This window comes from Micromonospora sp. CMU55-4 (assembly GCF_011602315.1).
In the GTDB taxonomy this organism is placed as follows: domain Bacteria; phylum Actinomycetota; class Actinomycetes; order Mycobacteriales; family Micromonosporaceae; genus Micromonospora; species Micromonospora chalcea.
The window spans coordinates 212,380-224,684 of sequence record NZ_JAAOLH010000009.1 but is presented as its reverse complement, the minus strand read 5'-3'; the positions used below and the strand labels follow the sequence as shown (position 1 = coordinate 224,684).

Annotated in this window: 14 protein-coding genes; all 14 read left to right on the top strand. The window is 74.2% G+C overall.

Annotation, left to right across the window (positions count from 1 at the left end; genetic code table 11):
* Positions 1–22: 22 nt before the first annotated feature.
* Positions 23–1,501: a UDP-N-acetylmuramate--L-alanine ligase gene (murC, locus tag HA073_RS18040; RefSeq protein WP_064445228.1), complete on the top strand. Its 1,479-nt coding sequence runs from the start codon at positions 23–25 to the stop codon at positions 1,499–1,501.
* Positions 1,498–2,316: a cell division protein FtsQ/DivIB gene (locus HA073_RS18035; protein WP_166456904.1), complete on the top strand. Its 819-nt coding sequence runs from the start codon at positions 1,498–1,500 to the stop codon at positions 2,314–2,316. Before murC ends, HA073_RS18035 begins: the two co-directional genes overlap by 4 nt.
* Positions 2,317–2,543: 227 nt before the next feature.
* Complete coding sequence (gene ftsZ / locus HA073_RS18030; protein ID WP_030500246.1) at positions 2,544–3,659, top strand: cell division protein FtsZ; 1,116 nt, start codon at positions 2,544–2,546, stop codon at positions 3,657–3,659.
* A 9-nt stretch (positions 3,660–3,668) separates the two neighbouring features.
* Positions 3,669–4,415 (top strand): YggS family pyridoxal phosphate-dependent enzyme, encoded by a 747-nt coding sequence (locus tag HA073_RS18025; protein ID WP_064445230.1) that lies wholly within the window; start codon positions 3,669–3,671, stop codon positions 4,413–4,415.
* Positions 4,416–4,608: 193 nt separating this feature from the next.
* Complete coding sequence (locus tag HA073_RS18020; RefSeq protein WP_166456903.1) at positions 4,609–5,310, top strand: cell division protein SepF; 702 nt, start codon at positions 4,609–4,611, stop codon at positions 5,308–5,310.
* A 28-nt stretch (positions 5,311–5,338) separates the two neighbouring features.
* Complete coding sequence (locus HA073_RS18015; RefSeq protein WP_030500249.1) at positions 5,339–5,644, top strand: YggT family protein; 306 nt, start codon at positions 5,339–5,341, stop codon at positions 5,642–5,644.
* Between the two features lie 41 nt (positions 5,645–5,685).
* A complete protein-coding gene (locus HA073_RS18010; protein WP_043329484.1) occupies positions 5,686–6,492 on the top strand; it encodes a DivIVA domain-containing protein in 807 nt (268 codons plus the stop codon).
* A gap of 300 nt (positions 6,493–6,792) precedes the next feature.
* Entirely contained in the window at positions 6,793–7,329 is a 537-nt protein-coding gene (locus tag HA073_RS18005; RefSeq protein WP_375336238.1) for a hypothetical protein, read from the top strand.
* A 2-nt stretch (positions 7,330–7,331) separates the two neighbouring features.
* Positions 7,332–7,640 carry a DUF167 domain-containing protein gene (locus tag HA073_RS18000; RefSeq protein ID WP_064445232.1) on the top strand — a complete coding sequence of 103 codons (309 nt, stop codon included), beginning with the start codon at positions 7,332–7,334 and terminating at the stop codon, positions 7,638–7,640.
* Between the two features lie 22 nt (positions 7,641–7,662).
* The gene (locus HA073_RS17995; RefSeq protein ID WP_166456901.1) at positions 7,663–9,168 is read left to right on the top strand and encodes a potassium/proton antiporter; all 1,506 of its coding nucleotides are present in this window, start codon (positions 7,663–7,665) and stop codon (positions 9,166–9,168) included.
* A gap of 224 nt (positions 9,169–9,392) precedes the next feature.
* A complete protein-coding gene (locus tag HA073_RS17990; protein ID WP_030500254.1) occupies positions 9,393–9,812 on the top strand; it encodes a TraR/DksA C4-type zinc finger protein in 420 nt (139 codons plus the stop codon).
* 66 nt (positions 9,813–9,878) lie between these two features.
* Positions 9,879–10,481 (top strand): signal peptidase II, encoded by a 603-nt coding sequence (gene lspA, locus HA073_RS17985; protein ID WP_064445234.1) that lies wholly within the window; start codon positions 9,879–9,881, stop codon positions 10,479–10,481.
* Positions 10,478–11,422 carry an RluA family pseudouridine synthase gene (locus tag HA073_RS17980; protein ID WP_064445235.1) on the top strand — a complete coding sequence of 315 codons (945 nt, stop codon included), beginning with the start codon at positions 10,478–10,480 and terminating at the stop codon, positions 11,420–11,422. The genes lspA and HA073_RS17980 overlap by 4 nt, the downstream gene beginning before the upstream one ends.
* A 2-nt stretch (positions 11,423–11,424) precedes the next feature.
* On the top strand, positions 11,425–12,279 hold the full coding sequence (locus HA073_RS17975; protein WP_166456900.1) for a hypothetical protein: 855 nt from the start codon (positions 11,425–11,427) through the stop codon (positions 12,277–12,279).
* Positions 12,280–12,305 lie beyond the last annotated feature (26 nt).

Below are 12,305 nucleotides of genomic sequence, written 5' to 3'. Positions count from 1 at the left end.
CCGCGACGGGAAGGTACGTCTGATGAACACCGCGCAGTTCACGCCCGCCGGCACCATGACGGCGGAGGACCTGGGCCGGATCCATCTGATCGGCGTGGGCGGGGTCGGGATGGCCGGGCTGGCCCGGTTGTTCCTCACCCGGGGTCTGCCGGTCTCCGGCAGCGAGCTGCGGGAGTGGCCGTCGCTGGCCGGCCTGCGGGCGCTCGGCGGCACCATCCACTCCACCCACGAGGCGTCCAACCTCGACGGCGTGGACACGGTCGTCTACTCCTCGGCGATCCCGCAGGACCACCTGGAGATGGTGGAGGCGCGCCGGCGGGGCCTGCGGGTGCTGCACCGGTCCGAGGCGCTCGCCGCGGCGATGACCGGCCGCCGTACGGTGGCGGTCGCGGGCACCCACGGCAAGACGTCCACCACCTCGATGGTCACCATGGTGCTCCAGCAGGCCGGCACCGATCCGTCCTTCGTGATCGGCGGCGAGATCTCCGAGGTCGGCTCCGGCGCGCACCACGGGACCGGCGAGCACTTCGTGGTCGAGGCGGACGAGAGCGACCGCTCCTTCCTCATCTACCGCCCGTTCGTGTCGATCATCACGAACATCGAGGCGGATCACCTCAACACCTACGGCGACCTGGCCACGCTGGAGGCGGCGTTCGCCGAGTTCGCCCGGCTCACCGACCCGGCGGGGTTCGTGGTCACCTGCGCCGACGACCCGGGCGGGCGGCGGCTGGCCGAGACACTGCGCGCCGAGGGCCGCCGGGTCTGGACGTACGGCGAGTCCGCCGACGCGGACCTGCGGATGAGCGACGTCGTCTCGTCCGCGCACGGGGTGCGCTACCAGGCCGAGATCGAGGGCCGGGCGTTCGGCGAGTTCCGGCTGCCCGTACCGGGGCGGCACATGGCGCTCAACAGCGCCGCCGCGGTGCTCGCCGCGTACCTGCTGGAGCTGCCGGTCCCGGCGGCGGAGGCCGCGCTCGGCGCGTTCCCCGGCGTGCGGCGCCGCTTCGAGCGCAAGGGCGTCGCCGACGGCGTGCTGGTCTACGACGAGTACGCCTACCACCCGACCTCGATGACGTTGGCGCTGCAGACGCTGCGCGAGGTGGCCGGCGACGGCCGGCTGATCGTGGTGTTCCAGCCGTACCGGCTCTACCGGACCCGGGACAACCAGGCGGAGATCGCCGCCGCCCTCGGCATCGCCGACGAGGTGGTGCTGCTGGAGGTGTTCGGCCCCGGCGAGACGCGCCGCCCCGGCGAGGGCTCGGCCGCGCTGATCCAGGACGTGCCGCTGCCGGACGAGCGCAAGGTGTTCGTCGAGGCGTGGGACGACGTGCCGGCCGAGGTGGCCCGCCGGGCCCGGGCCGGCGACGTGGTGGTGACCATGGGCGCGCCGCCGATCTCGCTGATGGGTGACCAGTTGCTCGACGCCCTGCTGGCCCGCTCCGGCGGCACGGGGCTGGACGCCGGCGTCGGCCCGGACGGCGCGGCGGCCACCGCCGGATGAGTCCCGGTCCGGCCCGCGGCCGTACCCCCGGCCCGGACGGCGGAGGTGGCCGGCGCAGCCCGGTGCGGCGCTGGCAGCTCGTGCGGGCCAACGCGGACGCCGTGCCGCCGTCGACCCGCCGGTTCATGGCCCGGGCCCGGCAGCGGCGGATGCGGGCCGCGCTGCCGTGGGCGGTCGCCGCCGCGGTGCTCGCCGTCGCGGGCCTGGTGGCGTGGACGGTGCTCGGCACCGGCCTGTTCGGCGTACGCGAGGTACGGGTGGTCGGCGCGCGGCTGGTCACGCCGGTGCAGATCCGCGACGCCGCGGCGGTGCCGGACAACGAGCCGCTGGCCCGGGTGGACCTGGCCGCGACCGCCCGCCGGGTCGGCACGCTGCCGCCGGTGGCCAGCGCCACGGTCGAGCGGGAGTGGCCGGGCACGCTGGTGATCCGGGTGCGGGAGCGCACCGCGGTGGCGGCGGTGCCGCAGGGCGACGGGTTCGTGGTGGTGGACGGCTCGGGCGTGGTCTTCCAGCGCCTGGACCGGGCGCCGGACGGGTTGCCGCTGGTCAAGGTGGCCCGGCCGGGCCCGGACGATCCGGGTACGCGGGCCGGGCTGGCGGTGCTCGCCGCGCTGGGGGAGAAGCTGCGCGCGGAGCTGGTCGCGGTGGACGTGGCCGGCCTGGCCCGGATCACGTTGCAGCTGCGCGGCGAGCGTCAGGTGTTCTGGGGCGACGCCTCCCGGGGCGCGGACAAGTCCACCGTGGCGACCGCGTTGCTGAGCCGCAAGGCGGACCGGATCGACGTCAGCGCGCCGGACGTGGTCACGTTCGAGTGACCCGCGGCTCAGCGAGCGGACGCTGTGTCCCCTGTCGCTCGGTCGCGACACGCCGGAACAGGTCCTTGGCTCCTGGCGCGGCGGCGCATACGTTGCCCCGAAGAGATCAGTGGTTGACATAACTCTAAGCCTCTAGTAGAGGGTGAGGGTTCAGCCGTCGGAGGCCGCTGATCCGGCCAAGCCGTGTGGGGTCGGCCCATGCCAATCTCGAAGGGAAAGGACCGGAGATGACACCTCCGCACAACTACCTGGCGGTCATCAAGGTCGTCGGCATCGGGGGCGGCGGAGTCAACGCCGTCAACCGGATGATCGAGGTTGGGCTCAAGGGCGTCGAGTTCATCGCGATCAACACCGACGCGCAGGCGTTGCTGATGAGCGACGCCGACGTCAAGCTCGACGTGGGCCGGGAGCTGACCCGGGGACTGGGCGCGGGCGCCAACCCGGACGTCGGCAAGAACGCCGCCGAGGACCACCGCGACGAGATCGAAGAGGTCCTCAAGGGCGCCGACATGGTGTTCGTGACCTGCGGCGAGGGCGGCGGCACCGGCACCGGCGGCGCGCCGGTCGTGGCGAACATCGCCCGCAAGCTCGGCGCGCTCACCATCGGCGTGGTGACCCGGCCGTTCTCGTTCGAGGGCAAGCGCCGGCAGGTCCAGGCCGAGGCGGGCATCGAGGAGCTGCGCAACCAGTGCGACACGCTCATCGTGATCCCGAACGACCGGCTGCTCGCGCTCGGTGACCGCAACATCTCCATGATGGACGCGTTCCGCACGGCGGACCAGGTGCTTCTCTCCGGTGTCCAGGGCATCACCGACCTGATCACCACGCCGGGTCTGATCAACCTGGACTTCGCCGACGTGAAGAGCGTGATGAGCGGCGCGGGCAGCGCGCTCATGGGCATCGGCAGCGCCCGGGGCGAGAACCGCGCCGTCGAGGCGGCCGAGGCGGCCATCTCCAGCCCGCTGCTGGAGCAGAGCATGGACGGCGCGCGCGGTGTGCTGCTGTCCATCGCCGGCGGGTCGGACCTCGGCCTGTTCGAGATCAACGACGCGGCGCAGTTGGTCACCGACGCGGCCCACCCGGACGCGAACATCATCTTCGGCGCGGTCATCGACGACGCGCTCGGCGACGAGGTGCGGGTCACCGTGATCGCGGCGGGCTTCGACGGGGGCGCGCCCGCGTACAAGGCGGTCGAGCCGCCGCGCAAGAGCAACCAGAACCCGCCGGCCCAGCCGAACGCGCCGGTGAGCCCGCCGGCCACCATGCCGGCGCCGCAGCAGCCGTCGCGGCGGGTGCTCTTCGACGACGTCGACGTGCCCGACTTCCTCAAGAACGGGTCCTGAGCCGCGCCGATGACGGAGTCACAGACGGCGGTGCGGCCCGAGCGGCGCGCCGAGCTGGCGGCCGGGCTGGCCCGGGTCCGGGCCCGCATCGCCGACGCCTGCGCGGCGGCCGGGCGGCAGCGGGACGCGGTCACCCTGGTCGCGGTGACCAAGACGTACCCGGCGTCGGACGTGGTGGCGCTGGCCGCGCTGGGCGTGACCGACGTCGGGGAGAACCGCGACCAGGAGGCGGCGCCGAAGGCGGAGGCGGTGGCCGAAGCCGGCGCCGCGCCGCGCTGGCACTTCATCGGCCAGTTGCAGCGCAACAAGGCCCGGTCGGTGGTCCGGTACGCCGACGTGGTCCAGTCGGTGGACAGCGTCCGGCTGGCCGCCGCGCTGGACGCCGCCGCGGGCGCGGTCCGGGACCGGCCGCTGGACGTGCTGGTGCAGGTGAGCATCGACGGCGACCCGGCCCGGGGCGGGGCACTGCCGGGCGCCGCCGATCCGCAGCGCGGGCTCGACCCGGTCGCTGCGGCGGTGGCCGGCGCGGACGGCCTGCGGCTGGCCGGCCTGATGGCGGTGGCGCCGCTGGGCTGGGAGCCGGACCGGGCGTTCGCCCGGCTGGCCGAGGTGGCGGCGGCGCTACGGGCCGACCATCCGGGCGCCACGGTGCTCTCGGCGGGGATGAGCGGCGACCTGGAAAGCGCGATCGGGCACGGCGCGACACATGTCCGTGTCGGCAGCGCGTTGCTCGGAATGCGCCCTGCGCTGCGGTAGCCTCACCACGACGGAAGCAAATTACATCAGTGTTGTTCAGGACGGCGTCCCCGTAGCCGGGGGCCGTGACGGGCGGACCGCGAACCGCACGTCAGGGGATTGCCGATCCGGTCCGGTGGGCATGATCGTCCACTCGTGATCAAGCGACACGGCACGGGGGCGCGTGCCGCACGGCGGACGGAAGGGCGCGGGGATGGGTGCACTGCGCAAGGCGGGGGTCTGGCTCGGTCTGGTCGAGGAGGACGACGAGCGGGCGTACGAGGACGGTGGCTACGACAAGGGTGGCTACCGGGACTCGTCGCGCTACCGGTCGAGCCGGTACGCCGAGGAGTTCGCCGACGAGGACGACGACGAGGCCGACGAGCCGCCGGCGACGCGGTCCCGCCTCAGCGACCGGGGCCGGCTGTCCGAGCGCGCCTCCAGCCGGTCGGTCGACACCGACCGGGGCGACGTGGAGCGCCCGGAGCGGGTCGAGCGCTCCAGCGTCCGGTCGATCACCCGGTCCTCCGCCGGCGAGACCTCGGGCGCACTGACCTATCACACGCGGGACAATCTCGCGCTCGCGCCGCAGGCCCAGCCGCGCGAGCGGGAGCGGTTGGCGCCGGAGGACGAGCAGCGCTACCAGATCACCACGCTGCACCCGACCACCTACCGCGAGGCGCGGACCATCGGCGAGCACTTCCGGGACGGCGTCCCGGTGATCATCAATCTCACCGAGATGGACGAGGCGGACGCCCGCCGCCTTGTCGACTTCGCCGCCGGGCTCGCGTTCGGCCTGCGCGGTACGATCGAGCGCGTGACCAACCGGGTGTTCCTGCTCTCACCGGCCAACGTCCAGGTCACCGCGGAGGACAAGGCCAAGATCGCTGAGGGCGGCTTCTTCAGCCTGAGCTGACCCACATGACCGAGGGACGTCGCCTGCCGTGTTGTCGATCCTGTTCCAGGTGCTCTACCTGCTGCTGTACATCTTCCTAATTGTCCTTTTGGCGCGATTTGTTATGGGGGCGGTGCTGGCCTATGGTCGCCGCTGGCAACCGGGCCGGGGAGCGTCGGCGGGACTGGAAGTCGTGTGGAGCGTCACTGATCCGCCCCTGCGAGCGTTGAGGCGTGTGATCCCGCCACTGCGAATTGGTACCGTGAGCATCGACCTGGCCTCCCTTGTGCTCCTGGTTATCCTGTTCGTGCTGATGGAGTTCGTGTTTAGGCGCCTGATCTTCGCGTTTGCCTGACCAGAGCGCTTTCGCGGCCGCAACTGACCCGAGGAGTTTCGATGCCGCTGACCCCGGCCGACGTTCACAACGTCGCCTTCAAAAAGCCGCCGATCGGCAAGCGGGGGTATGACGAGGAGGAGGTCGACGCCTTCCTGGACGAGGTCGAGCGCGAGCTGGCCCGTCTGATCGAGGAGAACAACGAGCTGCGCGCCCAGGTGGAGCGCGGCGGTCGGGGTGGCGCTCCCGCCGGCCCCGGCGGTGACGCCCGCCTCGCGGCGGAGCTCAACGACGTCAAGGCCCAGCTCGACCGGGTGCAGCGCGACAAGGCGGCCGCCGAGCAGGCGGCCCGCGCGATGCAGGCCGAGCTGGAGCAGGTGCGCACGCAGGGCGGCCCGGCCGGGGTGACCGGGGACGGCGAGCAGCAGGCGCTGCGGGTGCTCATGATGGCCCAGCGCACCGCCGACGACCACGTCTCCGACGCCCGTCGCGAGGCCGACCAGCTGCTCTCCGAGGCCCGTTCGAAGGCCGAGGAGGTCACCCGGGAGGCGCGCGCCAAGGCCGACGCCCTGGAGCGGGACGCCCGCCAGCGGCACCAGGAGGCCATGGGCGGCCTGGACGCCAAGCGCACCGCGCTGCAGAAGCACATCGAGGAGCTCAAGCAGTTCGAGCGCGAGTACCGCACCCGGCTCAAGGCGTACCTGGAGAGCCAGCTGCGTGACCTCGACGGTCGCGGCCAGGGCCTCGAGGTGGAGATGAACCGCGCCGAGGGCACCCGTGCCGCCGGCAGCAACGGTCTCGCCGCGGCCGGCCTCGCCGGCTCCTACGGCGGTGGCCGCGGCGCCGGCTCGCTCGAGTCCGGCCGCTGATCCCGCGTCGGTGGCCGTCCCCGTGACGGCCACCGACCGCCCAGACCGACACGACGCGGCCGGGGGTGAGCCGTGGTAGCCGCCAGCATCCTGCTCATCGTCGTCGCGGTCGTGCTGCTGGTCGCCGGGCTCGCCGGCGGATCCAGCATCCTGCTCATCGTCTCGATCGCGGCCAGCGTCCTGTCCGCCGTCGTCTTCGTCGCGTTCGCCCGCCAGGCGGCCGCGGCGCGGGCCACGGCCGGCCGGGCGACCGGGCCGCGTACCCGGACCGCGCACACCGTCCCGTCTCCGGACGACCCGGTGAGCCCGGTCCCGCACCACACGTCCGCGGTCGACGCCGGCGGATCCGGGTGGCGGCAACCGCCCGGGTCGCCGGTGACCGAACCGGACGACACCCCGCCGCCTGCCGCGTACTCACCACCGGCCGATCCGTTCGACGCCGATCCGTACACCGCGACTTACGAGCCGGCGACCGCCGAGTCGTACGAACGCGTCGCCGCCGAGCCGGTGACCGACGCGGAACCGACGCCCTACTCACCGCCCGGCCAGCGCGCCTCGGACGCCACGCGGCCCACCTCGCCCGCGCCGGGCGATGCGTTCGACGGCGACCCGCCGGCCGAGTACCTCTCCGCCGGGCAGGTGGCCCGGCTGGTGCGGCTGCCCGGCGAGGTCCTGGTGGTCGACGGCCACCCCCGCTTCCACCTGCCCGGCTGCCCGCATCTGGTGGGCCGGGAGGACGAGCCCGTTCCGGTCGCCGAGGCGGTCGGCCTGGGCTTCACCCCGTGCGCGCAGTGCGCCGCCGCCACCACCCTGCTGGCCGAGGCCCGGCCCCGCTGACCATGACGATCGCGGACGACACGCTCACCGTCGCGGTGCGGGTGAAGCCCGGCGCGGCCCGGACCCGGGTCGGCGGCCGGTACGACGGGCCGCTGGGTCCCGCGCTCGTCGTCGCGGTGCACGCGCCGGCGGTGGACGGCCGCGCGACCGAGGCGGCCCGGAGGGCGCTCGCCGAGGCGCTCGGCGTCCGGCCGGCGACCGTGTCGCTGCGCTCCGGCGCGGCCAGCCGGGACAAGCTCTTCCTGGTGGAACGCCCGCACGCCGAACTGCCCGAGGTGCTGCGGCGACTGCGCGACGGCAGCACGCCGTGAGATCCGCCCGGGCCGGTCGGCGATGACCCCCGGGCTGGACGTCGCGTTGCTGGTGGGCGCCGCCGTGCTGCTGGTGGCGGTGGGCGCGGTGCGCTTCTCCACCCGGCTCGGCGTGCCGAGCCTGCTGGTCTACCTGGCGCTCGGGGTGCTGCTCGGCGAGGCCGGGCTGGGCATCCGCTTCGACGACGTCGAGCTGACCCGGGTGCTCGGCTTCTGCGCGCTCATCGTGATCATCGCGGAGGGCGGCCTGACCGCCCGGTGGAGCACGCTGCGGCCGGTGCTCGGGCTGGCGGCCACGCTGTCCACCGTCGGCGTGGTGGTCAGCATCGTGGTCGTCGGCGTGGTGGTGCACCTGCTGCTCGACCTGGACTGGCGGCTGGCGCTGCTCTACGGCGCGGTGCTCTCCTCGACCGACGCGGCGGCGGTGTTCGCCACGCTGCGCCGGTTGCGCCTGCCACCCCGGCTGGTGGCCGCGCTGGAGGCCGAGTCCGGGGTGAACGACGCGCCCGTCGTGCTCGTGGTGCTGCTGCTCTCCCGCGCCGGAGCGGAGGCGGCCCACCCGTGGTGGTACGAGGCGCTGCTGCTCGGCTACGAGCTGGGCGTCGGCGCGGCGGTCGGGGTGGGCGCCGGGCTGGCCGGGCGGTACGCGCTGCGCCGGGCCGCGCTCCCGTCGGCCGGCCTGTACCCGATCGCGGTGGTCGGGTTCACCGTGCTGGCGTACGCGGCCGGCTCGGTGGTGCACGCCTCCGGCTTCCTCGCCGTGTACGTGGCGGGCGTGCTGCTCGGCAACTCCCGCCTGCCGCACCGGCAGGCCATCCTCGGCTTCGCCGACGGGCTGGCCTGGCTGGCCCAGATCGGCCTGTTCGTGCTGCTCGGCCTGCTGGTCTCGCCGAGCCGGCTGGAGACCGCGGTGCTGCCCGCCGTGATCACCGGGCTGGCCCTGCTGCTGCTCGCCCGGCCGTTGTCGGTGGCGGTGTCCGCGCTGGCGTTCCGGGTCAACCTGCGCGAGCAGCTCTTCCTGTCCTGGGCCGGTCTGCGCGGCGCGGTGCCGGTCGTGCTCGCCACCATCCCGCTGTCGCTGCACGTGCCGGGGGCGGACCGCCTCTTCGACGCGGTCTTCGTGCTGGTGGTGATCTTCACGTTGCTCCAGGCCGGAACGCTGGCGTCGGCGGCCCGCCGGCTGGGCGTGATCGCGCCGGCCGAGCCGAACGAGATCATGCTGGAGACCGCCCCGCTGGAGCGGATGCGCGCCGACCTGCTCCAGCTGGAGGTGCCGGACGGGTCCCGGCTGGCCGGGGTGCACGTGGACGAGCTGCGGCTGCCGGTGGGCGCCGCGGTCACGCTGGTGCTGCGCGACGGCGTCGGGTTCGTGCCCGGCGCGGACACCCGGCTCAAGGTCGGGGACAGCCTGCTCATCGTCGCCACCGCCGGCGTACGGGACGAGACCGAGCGGCGGCTGCGGGCGGTGAGCCGCCGGGGCCGGCTGGCGCGATGGTTCGGGGAGTACGGCGAGGAGACGGCCCGCTGATCTGCTACCGTTCCTTTTGCCCCGATTGATGGCAGTCCGGGGCGGATACGTGGGACGACGGTGCGGCACGTTGTCGGACGCCTGTACGTTCCGTATTCTTGCCAACCTCCGGAGTGCACGGCGGGCCCGCTCGCCGTGCACCCTTCCGTACGCGGAGACGCCGACGACGGCGTCCCCGCCCACGTACCGCTGACCGCCGCGCCACGCGGCTGAGGGAGCTGACGATGGCGAAGCCAGCCGACACCAGGACCGCCGGCCGCAAGCCCGCGCCGAAGGCCACCCGCAGCGCGGCGGAGACCGAGAAGATCCGGGCCGCCCTGGCGGCGCGGCGGGACGAGCTGAACGCCGAGTACGATCAGACGCTGAGCGAGATCACCGAGCTGCAGCGCGACCGGCTGACCGACTCGGCCGGGGACGACCAGGCCGACACCGGCACCAAGACGTTCGAGCGGGAGCAGGAGATCTCTCTCGCCAACAGCATCAAGGAGCGGATCACGCAGGTCGAGCGCGCGCTGGAGCGCCTCGACGAGGGCGGCTACGGCTGGTGCGAGCGGTGCGGCAACCCGATCCCGGTGGAGCGGCTCGCCGCGTTCCCGTCGGCCACCCTCTGCGTGACCTGCAAGCAGCTGGAGGAGCGGCGCTGATCACCGCTCCCCGGCGGCCGTACGGCAGACGGTGACCACGCCGTCGCAAGCGTCGATGGGGAGCAGATGACCGCAGCACCGCCCGCCGGTTCCGGCACCACCGAGTCGGGTGCCGGCGCGCCCCGCCGCAGGGCCGTCGGCCTGCTGCTCGGCGTGTCCCTGTTCTCGCTGCTGGCGGATCTGGGCACCAAACAGCTCGCGCTGGCCGAGCTGACCGGCCGGGAGCCGGTGTCGGTGCTCGGCGGCGCGGTCTACTTCAGCCTCACCCGCAACAGCGGCGCCGCCTGGAGCATCGGCTCGGACCACACCTGGGTCTTCCCGATCATCACGTTCGTGGTGATCGGGTGGATCGCGTGGATGGCGCTGCGGCTGCGCTCGCTGCCGTGGGCGGTGTCGCTGGGCCTGGTGCTGGGCGGCGCGCTGGGCAACCTGATCGACCGGATCTTCCGCGCGCCCGGGCACTTCGTCGGCCACGTGGTCGACATGATCAGCCTCTTCGACCCGTACGGCCAGGTCTGGCCGGTGTTCAACCTGGCCGACAGCTCGCTGGTCTGCGGCGTGGTGCTGGCGGTCTTCCTGGAGCTGACCGGCCGGCAACGCGACGGCTCCCGGCTGCGCGACGAGAAGCGCGACGACGCCGCCGCGACCGAGCAGCGGGAGACCGCGTGACCTCCGCGTTCGCCGCCGGCGGCGACACCCGCTCCCTGCCCGTCCCGGACGGCCTCGACGGCATGCGCCTGGACCAGGCCGTGTCCCGGCTGTTCGGGCTCTCCCGCACCGCCGCCGCCGGCCTGATCGACGCCGGCGACGCGCTCGTCGACGGCGTGGCCCGGCCCAACTCGCACAAGGTCAAGGCCGGCTCGTGGCTGGAGGTCACGCTGCCCGCGCCGCCCGCCCCGCCGACCGTGGTGCCGCAGGCGGTGCCCGGCCTGACCGTGGTGTACGCCGACGACGACATCGTGGTGGTGGACAAGCCGGTCGGGGTGGCCGCGCACCCGAGCCCCGGCTGGACCGGCCCGACGGTGATCGGCGGGCTGGCCGGCATCGGCCACCGCATCTCCACCAGCGGCGCGGCGGAGCGGCAGGGCGTGGTGCACCGGCTCGACGTCGGCACCACCGGGATCATGGCGGTGGCCAAGAGCGAGCGCGCGTACACCGCGCTGAAGCGGGCGTTCAAGGAGCGCGAGGTGGAGAAGCGCTACCACGCCGTGGTGCAGGGCCACCCGGACCCGCTGCGCGGCACCATCGACGCGCCGATCGACAGGCACCCGCACCACGACTACCGGTGGGCGGTGGTCTCCGGCGGCAAGCCGAGCATCACCCACTACGACACGCTGGAGGCGTTCCCCTCCGCCAGCCTGCTCGACGTACGGCTGGAGACCGGGCGCACGCACCAGATCCGGGTGCACTTCTCCAGCATGCGGCACCCCTGCGTGGGCGACCTGACCTACGGGGCGGACCCGACTCTGTCGGCCCGGCTCGGGCTGTCCCGGCAGTGGCTGCACGCCCGTTCGCTGAGCTTCGCGCACCCGGGCACCGGCGACGAGGTGACGTTCGTCAGCGACTACCCGGAGGATCTGGCCCGGGCGCTGGAGATCCTGCGCGACTGACCATGAGCGACGACACCGCGCCGCCGCGCCGGTCCCGGTTCACCACGCTGACCTGGCTGGCGCTGGCCTGCGCGCTGGTGGTGCTGGTGGTAGCGGTGGCGCAGCGGCGGGACCGTCCGGTCAGCGACCGCACTGTCGGCGAGGTGACCCGGGTCGGGGTGGCCGCCGGCGCGAGCGTCCCGGCGTACCTGCGTGCCGCCGGGGAGGAGCTGGCCGCCCTCGACGCGCCCGACGCCTACGCGCTCGTCTCGTTCGCCGGCTACCTGACCCCGGCGCGGGCGGCCGCCGCGCTGGACGGCGCGCCGGTCTCGGCGGTGGTGGCGCGGGTGCCGCTGTCCGGCCGGCAGACCGAGATCGTCCGGATCGCGGCGCTGCGGCTGCCGGACGACGTGCTCGCCGGGATGGCCGACGTCGCCGGGCGCAAGGACCGGGAGGCCGCCGACTACCGGTCGCGCGCCGCCGCCCCGGCGGCCACCGCCGATCCGGAGCTGCGCCGGGTGTACGAGAGCGGGGCCGAGGTCGCGGCCCGGGAGGCGGACGCCTACCGGACCGGGTGCGCCTGCGTGTACGCCGCGGTGGTCCGTGCCGCGCCGGACGCGTTGCGCGCGCTCGCCGGGCGCCCGGGCGTACGGGTGGTGGACCCGGCGCCGGAGGTCACCCGGCTCGACCGGACGGTGTTCACCCCGCCGCTGCCGGAGCAGCGTGACGTGGCCCGGCCGCCGGCGGACAGCGCGGCGGCCCAGGGCGGCGGAATGGGCGATTCGTCGGAAGCTGCACGGACGGTGAGCGGACCTTCACCGACCGCCCGTGCGCCGGTCCCCGGATCCGGGCCACCCAATCCCGCTCCCACCTCCTGAGACATCAGCGGGCGCGGCCACCCGGT